This window comes from Legionella pneumophila subsp. fraseri (assembly GCF_000586315.1).
GTDB lineage: Bacteria > Pseudomonadota > Gammaproteobacteria > Legionellales > Legionellaceae > Legionella > Legionella pneumophila_B.
Map to the genome: position 1 here is coordinate 284,760 of NZ_JFIM01000001.1, position 14,888 is coordinate 299,647.

A 14,888-nucleotide genomic window follows, 5' to 3' on the forward strand; every position below is an offset into this window, starting at 1 on the left:
TAAAGTTTATTGAGTTTTTACTTGTGCCAATGCAGGATCAGACTGCATTACACCTAACGATATTACTAATTTTAATGCTTCATCAATGCTCATATTCAACTCGATGGCATCTTGCCTGGGTATCATCAACATAAAACCCGAAGTAGGGTTAGGTGTAGTTGGAACAAATACAGACATCATGTCTTCCTTGGTTTTCTCTTTAATTTCAGGATTAACGGAGCCAGTCTGAAATGCTATGGTCCAAAGTCCTTTACGAGGATACTCAACTAAAACAACTTTGCGAAAGGCTTGACTGTTTGTTGATAGTACAGCATGGATGACTTGCTTTACAGCATTATAAATTGACCGCACCAGAGGTATTTTAGCCAATAAGGATTCACCCTTACTGACAAGTCTCTGTCCAAAAAAATTGGTTGCAATAATTCCGGTCACGAGTAATAAAACCAATGAAAATATAACTCCAAAGCCTGGTATATAGAAACCGAATAACTGCTCAGGTTGATAGGCTTTTGGAAATAAAGCCAATGTGCTATCAAGCATATCGATAATAAATCGCAATACTACAATGGTTACGAATATTGGTAACCATACTATTAACCCGGTAATTAAATAGGCTCTGAGGGAGATTAATTTCACTCGTTATCACCTTTTGTCGATTTTGCACTATCAGCAGAGCTTGATGCGGGAGTTTCTTTAGAGGAACTCTCTTTATTAATACCGGATTCTCCTGATTTATTCTCAGTTGATTCCTTTGGTCCATTGCCTTTGTTTTTAAAATCTGTGGCATACCATCCAGTCCCCTTCAGCTGGAATCCGGCTGGAGAAATAAGTTTTGTTACCGTGTTTTCGTAACACTTTGGACATTGCTTTACAGGCGCATCTGTAACTTTTTGCATCAAATCAAATTGATGATGACAGTTTGTGCACTGATATTCGTAAATTGGCATCTGGAATCACTCCATAAATTCGAAGTATCTGTAATTTAACTTTTCATTATAATTGCTGCTATAGGTTTAGCGCAAGCAGAACAAGTAATAACATCAGGTCTATTCTGCTGTTTTGATATAAAATCTCACTGCAATTACAAGGAGCTTAAACATATATCAGAAATCTTGCCGCCATAGCTTGTCGTAGCTAACAAAGGATATTTTAATTTAACTTCAAGGGTACTTATATTGTCTTCAAGCATTAGCATGTCTTGATCTATACAATTGGCAATCCACCCTTGACACCTAATTTTATTTATTGCTAATACTTCCTGAGTAAGCAATGTGTGATTGATACAACCCAGCTTCATACCCACAACTAAAATAACAGGAATATTGGTTAATTTTAAAAAATCAAGCCAAGTTTCCTGCTCATTCAGAGGAACCATCAATCCACCAGCTCCTTCGATAAACAATTTCTTAATGTCATTCAGTCGCAAATTAAGACAATAATCCGCCACTTTATGAACATCAATGCTTGCACCATCTTCCCTTGCTGATATGTGAGGTGAAACTGGTAATCTAAATCGCCAAGGATTAATAATATCCAAAGGCAAATGATTCTGTTGCTGATGTAAAAGCGCATCAGAATTTACTAATTGATTGTCACTGTACTCACATCCGCTTGCTATAGGTTTTATCGCCGCTGCATTAGAAAAATGACTAACCAATTGATTGGTTACAAATGTCTTACCGCAATCCGTGTCAGTACCGGTAACAAAATATCGTTTCATTTTATAAATTCATCCATCATTTTAATAAATAAATCAGTATGAGACAGGAAAGGCATATGAGCTGCCCTGCTAAAGAGTACGTACTTAAAATGCGGGTAATTTTTCTCCATGATTGTCATGGTTTTAACAGGAGTAATAGGATCAAGTCGACCAAACAAGTAAACAGTAGGTATAGATATTTGTTCCAATTGTTCTCTAAGATCCCATTTAGCCAAAATTTCAAGACCAAACGCCAAACCTTCTGGAGATGGAGGATTACCCGGCTTAAAATCAAATTTTATCTTATTGAGTTGCAAAGATATAAATTCTTTTAATGTCTTATTAATGTTTTTTGATAAGTTGTTATAGAAATTAACAAATACCTCCTCAGCCACTCCCGGCCAATCAACATCAGAAATAAAACGTGGTGAAGATGTTATATTTATCAAATACTGTACTCTGGAAGGCTCTTCAATTGCTAACCGTGTCGCATAAAGCCCGCCCATTGACCATCCCGCCAAGGCAAATTTCTCAGGTAATTGCTTAAGTAAATTCTTTTTAAAACTCTCCCAATCCATCATTGGGGTCAATCCAAAACCTGGCAAATCAACCAAAATGATCTGATAATCAGGCTGAAGATAGGGAATTATAGGCAGCCAGATTTGGCCGTCAAATCCCCAGCCATGAAATAGAACTAAAGGCATGCCCTGCCCATATTTATCAAGATGAATATTCATGTATTAAGTGCAATTTGTTAAATAACCCAATGATTTGCTCAGCAGTATGCTTATAATTAATAATAATTCGTAAACCAGAGGAGGAGCTATTTACAGTTGGGGATCTGATAGCAGAGCAATAGAACCCTGCTTTTTTCAGTTCACTGGCATAATGCAGTGCCTTATGAGGGCATCCTAACCTTAATTGTTGAATTGGAGTATCTGAATCCAGCCAATTTAAGGGTGAAGACTTTATTAATTCTTTAAACTGAGCAACTAAGTGTGTTAGTTTTATTCTTCTGTAATCTGCCGCTACTATTACCTCCAATGTTTTGAGCAAACCATAGCATAAAGCAGGACTAATAGCAGTTGAATAAATGAAAGAACGCGCTGCTTGCAACAAAGCATCTATCCAATCTTTCCGCCCAGCAACCACAGCTCCCTGGGAAGCAAATGCCTTACCAAAAGGAATAACTCGTAGTGGAACTTCATTCTGAGTCAATCCATGTCCTGGTACAGAACCCATTCCTTGTGGGCCAATCACACCAAAAGCATGCGCTTCATCTACAAAAAGCTCAGTACCATGCTCTTTGCATAAAGAGCTGATTGTTGATAGAGGGGCTATCTGACCACTCATACTAAAAATACCTTCGGTAATCAAAACAGAGTCATCCAAATGTGATTTTAACAAGGTAGACAAGGCTCTCATATCATTATGTATGTAACGTGAGTAGGTTACTTGAGACAAAACCAATCCATCATAAATAGAGGCATGAACACTTTTATCTATGAAACAATGTGTTCTCAGACGCCCAAGTAAGGCTGTAATGGCTAAGTTTGCGCAGTACCCCGAGGAAAATAAAAGACAATCATCAACTCCCAGTATTTCGGCAAAGGTTCTCTCAAGAGCTTGGTGACCGATATGGTATCCGCTTAAAACCATGGAAGCGCCACTTCCGCAAGGATACAATTCATACCCTTTTTGATAGGCTTTTGCAATACGTCTATCCTCCGTTAGCGACAAATAATCATTCGAATCGAACCGAATAGAATCTGAATTGTTCGTTTCTGAAATTTGTCTTGTACGCAATAATCCTTGTTCTTGTAGCTGCGTTGTATACTCTTTAATTTTTATATTAAGAGCCATTTACACCATCTCAGTCAAACCCAGTTTGTTAAAAAGAACTTTGTCTTTGGCGCGCTGAGGATTATCTTCGGTCAATAATTTATCGCCAATAAACACTGAATTGGCTCCAGCAAAATAGCAAAGGGCTTGTAATTCATCACTCATTTCTGTCCGACCAGCTGTCAATCTGATAGCACTTTTAGGCATTAAAATTCTTGCTGTAGCAATAGTTCTTACCAATTCAATCCCTTCTACTCGCTCAGCTTGAGCTAAAGGTGTTCCTTCTACTGGAATTAAACGATTAATTGGCACACTTTCTGGAGGAGTTTCCATATTAACTAATGTCAATAAAAATTCGATTCGATCTGCTCTGGTTTCCCCCAATCCTAAAATACCACCACAACAGACATTAATTCCTGCTGAGCGAACATTATTTAGAGTATCCAATCGATCACTGAATTTTCGAGTAGTGACCACTTTATCGTAATAAGATGGAGAGGTATCAATATTATGGTTATAATAATCCAACCCAGCCTCCTTTAAATGAGAGGCCTGCTCCTTGGTAAGCATGCCTAAAGTCATGCAGGTTTCAAGTCCCAATGACTTTACTCCTTCTATCATTTCTTTTAGTTGCGGCATTGCCTTATCAGGCGGGCAACGCCACGCAGCCCCCATACAAAAACGTTTGGCCCCCCCCTCCTTTGCCTCTTTGGCACATTGCAATACCTCGTCAACTGACATCAATTTTTCTTTTTCTACATGCGTCTTATAGTGGCCACTTTGAGAGCAATAACCACAATCTTCTGGGCATGCGCCTGTTTTAATGCTTAACAAAGTTGCAAATTGCAAGGAATTAGGATTATGAAATGTCCTATGAATGGTATGTGCTTGATAAAGTAAATCATTAAATGGCTGTTCATAAATTGCTTCAATATCAGAAATTGACCACTGTTTCTTTTCTTCAGACACGACTACCCCCTTTAATTCAGAATAGTGAACATGATAAAGTCGCGCCTATACTTGTCAACCAAAATTTTTAAAATGGTAAACATAGATCAACTTATTGCAAAAGACTTAAAACACATTTGGCATCCTTGCTCACAAATGAAGGATTTCGAAACGTGTCCACCTATCGTTATCAATAAAGCACAAGGCAGCTATCTCTATACCAATGAAGGTCCCTTGATCGATGCCATATCCAGTTGGTGGTGCAAATCTTTAGGGCATGGTCATCCAGCAGTGATAGCTGCTATCAAAAACCAACTGGATTGTTTTGAGCATGTGATTAGTGCCAATACAACTCATCCGGCTGCAGTGGAATTAGCTGAAAAATTAAGCGAAATTACTGGGAAACAGCATGTATTTTTTGCCAGTGATGGTTCTAGCGCTGTTGAAATTGCCATGAAATTAGCCATTCATGCCTCACAAATTAAGGGGAATAAAAATAAAAATCAATTTATTGCCTTAAAAAATGGATACCATGGTGAAACTATTGGAACCATGAGCGTCAGTGATTTGGGAATCTATAAAGCCCCTTATGCCTCGTTTGGTGTACAATGCCACTACATTGATGATATTCCCTATGTCACAGGCTCCCAAGATCCATTATGGAAAAACTGCGATACTTATTGGAATAAGGTAGTACAACAATTAAATAAAATTTGTGATAGAGTTTGCGCCGTACTTTTGGAGCCTATCATTCAGGGTGCCGGAGGAATGCTGTGTTACAGTGCAGATTTTCTTGCAAAAATCTCCTTATGGGCGAAGGAAAAAGGCATTTATTTAATTGCCGATGAGATTATGACTGGTATAGGAAGAACTGGAGAATGGCTAGCCTGTGATCACGCACATATAAAACCTGACCTAATTTGCCTATCTAAAGGATTAACTTCCGGCTCAATACCATTTAGCTGCGTGATGATTGATAGCGCCTTATTTGATCTTTTTTATGATGATTACCATGCCGGGAAGTCTTTTTTGCATTCCCATACCTACAGTGGTAATCCGCTTGCTATAAGTGCCGCTTTGGCAACCATTAAAACAATAGAGCAAGACAATCTGCTAATGCATAGCCAGGAACTTGGTGAAATCATGTTTTCCTATCTGCAGGATATAGCCAGAGACAGTAAAAAGCTTGTAAATGTTCGTGGAATTGGGGCTGTTGTCGCAGCTGATCTTATAGAGAGTAGTCATACAAGAATTGGATTTAAAATTTATCAGGAAGCAATAAGGCAAGGCGCACTGATTCGCCCGATTGGCAATACGCTTTATTGGTTGCCACCTCTTAACACAGATAAAAAAATCATTGGGAAATTAGCAGAAATAACATTAAACTCTATAGAAGAAGCCTATAACAAAGCTCAAGGATATGAGTAAGGTTATTCACAAATTATCTTTATTTCTTTATAAAAAGTTTAAAATCATATGGATTTTTTTTACTATTGCTATCCTGATTTCAGCTTTTTATACTAACTGGAATCTTAACCAAAAAAGAGCTTATAAGGATTTAAAAGAAGTTGCAATCAATCTCAGTAACAACATAGATGGTTTTATCGAAGATCTACTTCAAGAAATCTATACCTTGCCTGTATATGGAAAAAAAATTGTTGATTGTAAATCAGACTTATATCCATTCCTGGAACATATAATTCTGAATAATCCTAAAATCTCTGGTGTTATTATTAGTGACAACAAGCACAAACTATTTTGTTCAACCTTACCCAATAATAATAAAGATCTTATTGCAACATCGACTCGTTCACGTTCCATTTCAGGACCCTATGAGTTGCCATTATTTGACCAGCCCGTTTATCTGATCCAACAAAAAATGGGCAATTACCTTATAGGTATTTTTGTTATTGCTTCTGTCTTAAAAAATGAATTACAAACAGAGAAAAAACAATCCACCGCTATAGCTCTATACAATGAAGACGAGAAAAAAAATATCCTTCGTATTCAATATGCTGAGCAAAATAAAAACTGGATATTAAGTAAAACTCAAGAAACTAAAACACAAAATTCTCCATTAAGTCTATTTGCTATAGAAAAACTACAAAGCATAAATGGTATTTCTGTTGTTGTTTCTGAAAACAGTAAAACCATCCTTTATAACTTTTGGTATACTCAAATAATAACTATTTTTATCATTTTAATTTGTTCCTTTATTTTACATGTCCTTATACAAAATATGATGACTAAACGTTATTCATTGCAAGGAGCAATAAAACTGGCTATTAAAAATGAGGAATTTTATCCCGTATACCAACCTTTGTTTGATTGTGATAAGGAACGATTCTCTGGGGCTGAAGTGTTATTGCGATGGGAAAATGAAGACAGTCAAATCATTATGCCCGATTTTTTTATTGTTGAAGCAGAAGCAACCGGATTAATTGTGCCAATTACACTTCAAATCATAGAAATTGCCTTCAAAGAATTTAAATCCTTATTAGAAGAACGATCCTACTTTCATCTTGCATTTAACATTTCTGCACTACACTTCACTGATTCAGTGTTTTTCAATCATTTCTATAAGCTAATAGAAAAATATAATATTTCACCGCATCAAATAATCTTTGAAATCACCGAAAGAGAACTCCTCGATAAAAATGACACTGTTTTTATCAATAAAATGCAAGAGCTTAGGCAAACAGGTTTTTCACTTGCCGTTGATGATTATGGGACAGGCCACGCCAGCATTAGTTATTTGCAACATTTTCCATTCAATTATTTAAAAATTGACAAATTATTTGTCCAAGCAATTGGTTCTAATGATATTATTGAATCTTTAAATGACGCCATTATCCAGATGGCAAAAGGATTAAACTTGGTTACTATAGCAGAAGGCGTAGAAACAAAAGATCAAGCTAATTACCTGGCAAATAATGGTGTTCGTTTACAACAAGGCTGGTATTATTCCAAAGGGCTATCTATTGCTGAATTAACTGCCTTGCTTAAAGGAGAAAAAATATGAGGAATTATATTTTTTATGGATTACTACTATTAATTGGTTTATCAAATGAGGGATTTACTGCGCCAATGGTGAAAAAAGGCAACTTTTGGAAATGCATAACTTATGATAAAGCCAACAAAGCATGGACTGCACAAAGCTCGTACCGAAAAGTAGCAATTAATGTTGCATTTGCTGCCTGCAAAAAAGAAAGTCAATTTCCTGCAAGTTGTAAGACATCCTTATCAAATTGCGAAGGGTTTATAGACGGAGTAAGTACTAGACCAATGTGGCGTTGTACAGCCATAGACATCAATGCCCAACCTTGGGAAAGTAATTTTTATTCAAATCGGGATGATGCTGCTTTGGCTGCCCAGGCCTTTTGTAAAGAAAACAGTACATTACCTGCTACTTGTTATATTAATATGGTAACTTGTGCCAACAAAAATGAAGGAGCCCACTCACATGGTTTATTCAGTGGGACTAACTGGTAATATTGCCAGTGGCAAAAGTACAGTCGCAGAATTTTTTTCCGAACTAGGTATAGATGTTATTTATGCAGATATAATTTCTAAAGAATTAACTTCTAAAAATACCCCCTGTTACCAGAATATTGTTTCACATTTTGGTTCTTCAGTGGTTCTTAAAAATGGTGATCTTGATCGGAAACGGATAAGAGATATTATATTTTCCAATTCAAATGAGCGTTTATGGCTTGAAAATCTACTACATCCAGCTATTCGTAAAAAAATTGAAGAGCAACTTATTGTCTGCTCATCACCCTATTGCCTTATTGAAATTCCTTTATTGTATAATAAACATCACTATCCTTATCTTCAAAAAATTCTATTGGTTATTGCCCCATTAGAATGTCAATTAGACAGAATTGTTAAAAGAGATCATTGCACGAATGAGCAAGCATTAGCCATTTTGGCCACACAACCTAATTTGGAACAACGCCTAGAAACTGCAGATGATGTCCTGGTTAATGAATCGGGATTAAGTGAATTGAAAGAAAAAGTGAATAAGCTACATAAAAAATACCTTAAGGAAGCAAAAATCAAACAAAAACAATAAATTTTCAGAAAAACACCAGTTAATGTATGGATTTTAAAGATTTTTTTATTTTCAACGACTTTTATGTTACTCTTAACGCAAAATTAAACCTTAATAGCTTGATTTTTTTAGATTCGTTTATAAAAAAACAATATCGTTTTTAAAATAAACATGGGAGCTCATTTTTATTCAATGTGCATCTATAAAAATTTAAATTGCCATTATTATAGGATAAAGCTAAGGATGGCCTTAATCTATGCATGACCATATGATAACTTTTCAACTGGCAACTCATTTTTTATCAAGAATTGCCTTACGCCTGGAGTATCTTTTTAAAACCATAAATGAAGCTTGCAGTGAGTCTCATGAGGTTATACATCGATTTGCATTAAAAAATATAATTGAAATTGTTGAAATAATTGAAAAACCGGAATTAAAAAGCAGATTTATCAAAGAGTTAATTAGAATTGAACATGTACTTAAAAAACCTAATTTATTGAATCATAGTGAATTGTTTGATGATCTGGAAACGCAAATCCATGTATTAAATCATGTGCCAGGTCGATTTAGCAACAGAATCCATGATGATGAATTTTTAAAAACTTTAAGACAAATACACCACCCCAATACTAAAGAATGCGAATTTAATTCCCCCCATTTGGTATTGTGGTTTGATTCAGATCCACTATTAAGGCAAAAAACAATTAGTCAATGGGTATCCTGCCTAAAAGATCTGGAAGATACTGTAAAAGTTTATTTATCCTTGTTACGAGGTATTACTCAGTATACTCCCATTAGAGCAAATAATGGATTTTATCAGCATAGCCTTTCACCTAAATCACTTAACCATCTGATCTTATTAAGAATGGATAAAACATTGAAAATGATACCCAAAATACAGTTAGGACATCATAGTTTAACCATCAGACTTTATGAGCTTGTCACTGGCCAAGAAATTAGAGATAAAACAATAGATCTGGAAATTGCATTTTGCCAAATATAGACGCCCTATAAGCCAAACCAGTTTTGCATCAAAGCGAGTCTGCATTAATTAAATTGTATGGTAATCCCTCCTCCATAATAACGCTCAACACCATTCAGAAGGCCACTGATGCGTTGATCAACCTCCAAATCAATTACAATATTCTTTTTAACTTGGTAAAGAACTCCTGCATCAGTACTATAACCGCTTCCTTCATCAGGCGCTGTTTTACTTTGTCCATAAATCTCAGCAAATAATGATATTTTATTTTTAGTCCATGATAAAATAAGATCCGGATTAACACTCGTATAACTTTGCCCACCATCGTAACTAGGCTCTGATTGAGAGGTGATACCCAAATTGCCTGTAAGATTTAATTGGGAATTAAAGTTGTAACTTAAAATTCCTATGACACCACCTCCTGGATTTGGACTGCCAAAAGAAGCGCTGCCTGATGGGAAAATAAATGTCCCGCTAGCGGTAACCACCCACTTATCATTAAACCAAAGAACATGATTGACAATGAGCTGAGTTTGACTAAAACCTATACGAGGATCAACCGTCTGATTAATATAATTGGGTAATAACAAATCTACCTCAAAATAACCTGGCAAGCCTAGCTGGATAGCAGCAGCAGGAAAGTTGTGCTGTATACCTTCACCAATTAATTGCTGATATTGGTATCCAGAACTAATTAACACGCTCCTGGGAGGGACCACACAAGGATTAGTTGCAATACCGCCTCTCTCCAAAAAAGAAAGCATATCTGTTGGTTCGCCACAAACCGCTTCGTATGCTTGATAATCAGTAGCTGCTTTGATTTGAAATGAGGATAGTAATAAGGAAACAGCTAGAATATAAATTCCATTTTGCTTAGTAATCATTTTACTGTCCAATTGATTAACAATTAACTGAAATACAAAACTTAATCATTTACAAAAGACTGCTATTCATGCAATCTTTGATATTGCATATACCTTGGCAATCCTGATTAATTTTCCCTCATCAACTAACCTGATATAACGTCATCTAAACAGGTGATTTATTTTATACTCAGCAATTGGATATTGTGTAATAGCGTCAATACTTTAGATTATTCTCACATTCATTATGCTTGATATTGAAATTCCGGGGCATTAATTAAATCAAAAACAGCATGATTTGCCTTAGGGAAATCATTGATATTTAACTCCTCTTTTTTTACCCACTTCATATTGAGCTGTCCTTCCAGACATAACGGGTTGCCAGTAAAACGAGTCACCATAAAAATAATTAATTGTATATGTTTGTCTGGATAGTCATAATCTACATACCCCAGAAACCGATATTCATTCACAACTATACCTAGCTCCTCCCTGATCTCTCGAACCAAAGCATCCTCTCCGGATTCCTGAGGCTCCAGTTTTCCTCCAGGAAACTCCCAAAATCCTCCATGTGCGGCATGAAGAGGACGTTGGGTAATCAGTATACGTTGTTTTTCATCAATAATGATAGCAACTGCTACTTTCACACCAGGCTTCCATGACAAGCTTTATATTTTTTACCTGATCCACAGGGACAAGGATCATTCCGACCAACTTTCTTTTCTTGTCGTCTAAAAGTTTGCGTTTCGCTCGCCTCATCATTCTCTGATAAATTTTCGTGCATGAGATTCATTTTTTTAATTTGATCTGCTCTACGTTGCTCTTCAACAACGTGAGCATCCTCCTCCGTTTGAATTTCAACGGATGATAGTATCCTGATTACCTCATACTTAAGATTATCCAGCATCATTGTAAACAAGCTGAAAGCTTCTTTTTTATACTCCTGTTTTGGATCCTTCTGAGCATAACCTCTTAAATGGATTCCTTGGCGTAATTGATCCATTGCAGCCAAGTGTTCACGCCAATGATTATCTAAAGTTTGTAAAATAATTGATTTTTCAAATTGTGAAATGACTGGCCTTCCAACTTTTCTTACTTTTTCATCATAATGCTCTATGGCTAAAGCAAGAATTTTTTCTTTAATTTGCTCAGGCTGTATACTATGATCTTCATTAATCCAGTCAGTCACAGGGGCTTTGATTTTAAATTCATCTGACAAAACATCAGATAAGGCCTGTGGATCCCACTGATCCTCCAGACTTTGAGGGGGGATATAAGTATCAACCAGGCTATTCATTACCTCTTCTCTCATCATTTCTACAACTTCCTGTGTATCTGTCATTTCCATGATAGAAGAACGCTGAGTATAAATGACCTGACGTTGATCATTCGCTACATTATCATAATCCAACAGTTGCTTTCTTACGTCAAAATGATGTCCTTCCAGCTTACGTTGAGCATTTTCAATCGCCCTGGTAACCAAACTATGCTCAATCGGCTCACCAGGCTGCATTCCCAGGCGACGCATCATAGAGGCCACACGGTCAGAAGCAAATATTCTCATTAAATTGTCTTCAAGTGACAAATAAAAACGACTGCTGCCAGGATCACCCTGACGACCAGATCGCCCTCTTAATTGATTATCGATACGTCTTGATTCATGACGCTCAGAACCAATAATTCGAAGTCCACCTGCTGCAATCACTTCATCGTGACGTTTTTGCCATTCTTTTTTAACCGCCTCTTTTTCTTGTTCACTCGCATCAGCCGGTAAATTGGCCAGATCAGCTGCCAAACTTCCACCTAAAACAATATCTGTTCCTCGTCCCGCCATGTTAGTCGCAATGGTTACAGCACCAGGGCGTCCAGCTTCAGCAATAATTTGCGCTTCTTTTTCATGAAATTTTGCATTCAATACTTGATGCTTTATGTTCGCCTTTTTTAAGAGCTGACTTAAAAACTCAGAAGCTTCGATTGAAACCGTTCCAACCAGGACGGGTTGTCTACGAACACCACATTCTCGGATATCTTCGATTATCGCCTGGAATTTATCTGCCTGTGTTAGGTAAACCAAATCAGCCTCATCTTTTCTAACCATTGGCTTATTGGTAGGTATTACAACTACTTCAAGATTATATATTTGCTGAAATTCATAGGCTTCTGTGTCAGCAGTACCTGTCATTCCTGACAATTTATTATACATGCGGAAAAAATTCTGGAAAGTTATGGAAGCCAGAGTCTGATTTTCATTTTGAATTGGAACTCCTTCCTTAGCTTCGACTGCCTGGTGCAAGCCTTCTGACCAACGCCTTCCTGGCATTGTGCGTCCAGTATGCTCATCCACTATAACCACTTGATTGTCTTTCACAATATAGTCAATATCCTTGTGAAACATCGCATGAGCCTTGAGTGCCGCATTCACATGATGCATCAACATAATATTACTGGCATGATAAAGACTCTCGCCAGGATCTAATAATTTGGCCTTGGTCAGCAGTTCTTCAATATGCAGATGGCCTGCATCAGTCAGATGAGCCTGTTTTTGCTTCTCATCTACAGTATAATCGCCTTCGCCTCCTTCTTCTTCCTGCTTTTTTAACTGAGGAATCAAGGAATTAATTTTAATATACAACTCTGAACTATCTTCTGCCGCACCAGATATGATCAATGGAGTTCTCGCTTCATCGATCAAAATGGAGTCTACTTCGTCAACAATGGCAAAATTAAGCTCTCTTTGTACCTTATCAGTCAGGCTAAAAGCCATATTGTCACGCAAATAATCAAAACCATATTCGTTATTAGTTCCGTAAACAATATCCGCTTTGTAAGCCTCTTGTTTTTCCTTATGCGACATATCAGGGTAGATAACGCCCACTGTAAGCCCTAAAAATTCATATATGGGTTTCATCCATTGACTATCCCTTTTCGCAAGATAATCATTAACAGTAACTATATGTACACCACGTCCGCTAATGGCATTAAGATAGGCTGGCAAGGTTGCAACCAGTGTTTTACCTTCCCCAGTACGCATTTCAGCAATATTTCCCTCATGCAATACCATCCCGCCTATTAATTGTACGTCAAAGTGTCTAAGGCCGAGAGTTCGCAATGATACTTCTCTAACCGTAGCGAAAGCTTCCGCAAGTAACTCATCAAGACTTTCACCATTATTGAAACGCTCTTTAAATTCTTGAGTTTTTCCAGCCAGCTCTTCGTTTGATAAAGCTTGCATTTTCGGCTCAAACGCATTAATAGCCATTACCGACTTTTCCATTCGCCGTAATGTCCGTTCATTTCGGCTTCCAAACATTTTCTTAATTAACGTACTCAGCATGGCCTCAATAACCCTCAGGATGTTCCAATTAATAAACTCGTTAATGTACTAGAAATCTTGATAAAATTCCACGAAATGTTGACATCTGCTCTATTATTTCTTATACAAACTCGACTTGATTTATTGCTTCCAAATTTAATAAATACTGGATTAACTCACTAAAACCGGAAGTATTTTTCTCCTGAATAATATTCATCAATTTCTTTTTCCAATGTTTGGCTCCCGGTAATCCAAAAGCTAAATTAAAAAGTGGCTTAACCAAAATGCTTAACGAGAGATTGGCTCGAGATTGATCAAACCAATAATCCAGATAATTTATTAACAACTGGCTGCGTTTCATTTTGATGAATTCTGGGTATAAGGCTTGATGAATTTCAGCAATTTGATAGGGGTTATCGCAAGCAAGCCGTCCTAACATTACTCCATCGACATGTTTTAAATGACTGTTTATTTCTTCAACAGTTAATATATTCCCATTGATTGTAATAAAGATATGGGGAATTTCTTTTTTTAGTTCATATACATAATCATAATTTACGGGAGGAATCGTTCTATTTTGCTTTGGATTTAACCCATTTAACCAAGCCTTGCGAGCATGAATAATAAGCTTATCACAGCCTGCTTCAACCAGGTGAAGAGAAAAAGATCTGAAAAACTCATAACTATCCTGGTTATCAATACCGATCCTCGTTTTCGCTGTGACTGGTATTCCTACTACCTGTTTTATTGCACGAATACAATCAGCAACATGTTCTGGCTCCTTCATCAAGCAGGCTCCAAATCGTCCTGCCTGTACTTTGTCACTAGGACATCCCAAATTCAAATTAATCTCATTAAAACCTTTCTGTTCAGCAATAATGGCGCACTTAACTAATGCGGATTTATCTGCCCCGCCTAATTGAATAGCGATAGGATGTTCAACAGAATTAAAATACAAAGCTCTGTCAGGATTATTTTGCACAGCCCCTGTTGTTTGCATTTCAGTATACAAAAGGGCGTTAGGAGCCAATAACCTCATCAGAGTTCGAAATGGACTGTTAGTCCAATCAATCATTGGCGCTATAGATAATTTGGAAAAAATACTATTAACCACGTTTAATCAATTTAAAGCAAATATAACATTATACATTGTTGTTTGAGAAATACACAAAAATAGCATCAATTTA

The 14,888-nt window shown here is 36.7% G+C and carries 15 protein-coding genes; 5 read left to right on the forward strand and 10 right to left on the reverse strand.

Annotation, left to right across the window (positions count from 1 at the left end; genetic code table 11):
- Positions 1 to 6: 6 nt before the first annotated feature.
- The 6 genes from CC34_RS0101255 to bioB form a co-directional block, all read right to left on the reverse strand.
- Positions 7 to 636: a DUF502 domain-containing protein gene (locus CC34_RS0101255; RefSeq protein WP_027226977.1), complete on the reverse strand. Its 630-nt coding sequence runs from the start codon at positions 634 to 636 to the stop codon at positions 7 to 9.
- Entirely contained in the window at positions 633 to 947 is a 315-nt protein-coding gene (locus tag CC34_RS0101260; RefSeq protein ID WP_027226976.1) for an FmdB family zinc ribbon protein, read from the reverse strand. Before CC34_RS0101260 ends, CC34_RS0101255 begins: the two co-directional genes overlap by 4 nt.
- Before the next feature lie 134 nt (positions 948 to 1,081).
- Entirely contained in the window at positions 1,082 to 1,720 is a 639-nt protein-coding gene (gene bioD, locus CC34_RS0101265) for a dethiobiotin synthase (RefSeq protein ID WP_028379064.1), read from the reverse strand.
- The gene (locus CC34_RS0101270; protein WP_027226974.1) at positions 1,717 to 2,436 is read right to left on the reverse strand and encodes an alpha/beta fold hydrolase; all 720 of its coding nucleotides are present in this window, start codon (positions 2,434 to 2,436) and stop codon (positions 1,717 to 1,719) included. The genes bioD and CC34_RS0101270 overlap by 4 nt, the downstream gene beginning before the upstream one ends.
- Positions 2,420 to 3,562 (reverse strand): aminotransferase class I/II-fold pyridoxal phosphate-dependent enzyme, encoded by a 1,143-nt coding sequence (locus CC34_RS0101275; RefSeq protein ID WP_027226973.1) that lies wholly within the window; start codon positions 3,560 to 3,562, stop codon positions 2,420 to 2,422. The genes CC34_RS0101270 and CC34_RS0101275 overlap by 17 nt, the downstream gene beginning before the upstream one ends.
- Positions 3,563 to 4,510: a biotin synthase BioB gene (gene bioB / locus CC34_RS0101280; protein ID WP_027226972.1), complete on the reverse strand. Its 948-nt coding sequence runs from the start codon at positions 4,508 to 4,510 to the stop codon at positions 3,563 to 3,565.
- A gap of 72 nt (positions 4,511 to 4,582) precedes the next feature.
- On the opposite strand from bioB, the gene bioA reads away from it, so the two are divergent.
- From bioA to zapD, 5 genes are all read left to right on the forward strand, one after another.
- The gene (gene bioA, locus CC34_RS0101285) at positions 4,583 to 5,917 is read left to right on the forward strand and encodes an adenosylmethionine--8-amino-7-oxononanoate transaminase (protein WP_027226971.1); all 1,335 of its coding nucleotides are present in this window, start codon (positions 4,583 to 4,585) and stop codon (positions 5,915 to 5,917) included.
- The gene (locus CC34_RS0101290; protein WP_027226970.1) at positions 5,910 to 7,511 is read left to right on the forward strand and encodes an EAL domain-containing protein; all 1,602 of its coding nucleotides are present in this window, start codon (positions 5,910 to 5,912) and stop codon (positions 7,509 to 7,511) included. The genes bioA and CC34_RS0101290 overlap by 8 nt, the downstream gene beginning before the upstream one ends.
- Positions 7,508 to 7,981, forward strand: coding sequence for a hypothetical protein (locus CC34_RS0101295; protein ID WP_027226969.1), 474 nt, complete (start codon positions 7,508 to 7,510; stop codon positions 7,979 to 7,981). Before CC34_RS0101290 ends, CC34_RS0101295 begins: the two co-directional genes overlap by 4 nt.
- Positions 7,953 to 8,564, forward strand: coding sequence for a dephospho-CoA kinase (coaE, locus tag CC34_RS0101300; RefSeq protein ID WP_027226968.1), 612 nt, complete (start codon positions 7,953 to 7,955; stop codon positions 8,562 to 8,564). Before CC34_RS0101295 ends, coaE begins: the two co-directional genes overlap by 29 nt.
- Positions 8,565 to 8,799: 235 nt before the next feature.
- A complete protein-coding gene (zapD, locus tag CC34_RS0101305) occupies positions 8,800 to 9,546 on the forward strand; it encodes a cell division protein ZapD (protein ID WP_027226967.1) in 747 nt (248 codons plus the stop codon).
- 44 nt (positions 9,547 to 9,590) lie between these two features.
- Here the strand turns inward: zapD and CC34_RS0101310 are convergent, their stop codons facing one another.
- The 4 genes from CC34_RS0101310 to dusA all read right to left on the reverse strand — a co-directional run bounded on the left by CC34_RS0101310 (position 9,591) and on the right by dusA (position 14,815).
- On the reverse strand, positions 9,591 to 10,409 hold the full coding sequence (locus CC34_RS0101310) for a transporter (protein WP_027226966.1): 819 nt from the start codon (positions 10,407 to 10,409) through the stop codon (positions 9,591 to 9,593).
- A 224-nt stretch (positions 10,410 to 10,633) separates the two neighbouring features.
- Positions 10,634 to 11,035 carry an 8-oxo-dGTP diphosphatase MutT gene (gene mutT, locus CC34_RS0101315; RefSeq protein WP_027226965.1) on the reverse strand — a complete coding sequence of 134 codons (402 nt, stop codon included), beginning with the start codon at positions 11,033 to 11,035 and terminating at the stop codon, positions 10,634 to 10,636.
- Positions 11,032 to 13,722: a preprotein translocase subunit SecA gene (gene secA / locus CC34_RS0101320; protein ID WP_027226964.1), complete on the reverse strand. Its 2,691-nt coding sequence runs from the start codon at positions 13,720 to 13,722 to the stop codon at positions 11,032 to 11,034. Before secA ends, mutT begins: the two co-directional genes overlap by 4 nt.
- 100 nt (positions 13,723 to 13,822) lie before the next feature.
- Positions 13,823 to 14,815, reverse strand: a complete 993-nt coding sequence (gene dusA, locus CC34_RS0101325) for a tRNA dihydrouridine(20/20a) synthase DusA (protein ID WP_028378891.1) — start codon at positions 14,813 to 14,815, stop codon at positions 13,823 to 13,825.
- Positions 14,816 to 14,888 lie beyond the last annotated feature (73 nt).

Coding starts and splice junctions, on each gene's coding strand:
- CC34_RS0101260 (WP_027226976.1), bottom strand. CDS start 947: ATGCCAATTTACGAATATCAGTGCACAAACTGTCATCATCAATTTGAT.
- bioD (WP_028379064.1), bottom strand. CDS start 1,720: ATGAAACGATATTTTGTTACCGGTACTGACACGGATTGCGGTAAGACA.
- CC34_RS0101270 (WP_027226974.1), bottom strand. CDS start 2,436: ATGAATATTCATCTTGATAAATATGGGCAGGGCATGCCTTTAGTTCTA.
- CC34_RS0101275 (WP_027226973.1), bottom strand. CDS start 3,562: ATGGCTCTTAATATAAAAATTAAAGAGTATACAACGCAGCTACAAGAA.
- bioA (WP_027226971.1), top strand. CDS start 4,583: ATGGTAAACATAGATCAACTTATTGCAAAAGACTTAAAACACATTTGG.
- CC34_RS0101290 (WP_027226970.1), top strand. CDS start 5,910: ATGAGTAAGGTTATTCACAAATTATCTTTATTTCTTTATAAAAAGTTT.
- CC34_RS0101295 (WP_027226969.1), top strand. CDS start 7,508: ATGAGGAATTATATTTTTTATGGATTACTACTATTAATTGGTTTATCA.
- coaE (WP_027226968.1), top strand. CDS start 7,953: ATGGTTTATTCAGTGGGACTAACTGGTAATATTGCCAGTGGCAAAAGT.
- zapD (WP_027226967.1), top strand. CDS start 8,800: ATGCATGACCATATGATAACTTTTCAACTGGCAACTCATTTTTTATCA.
- CC34_RS0101310 (WP_027226966.1), bottom strand. CDS start 10,409: ATGATTACTAAGCAAAATGGAATTTATATTCTAGCTGTTTCCTTATTA.
- secA (WP_027226964.1), bottom strand. CDS start 13,722: ATGCTGAGTACGTTAATTAAGAAAATGTTTGGAAGCCGAAATGAACGG.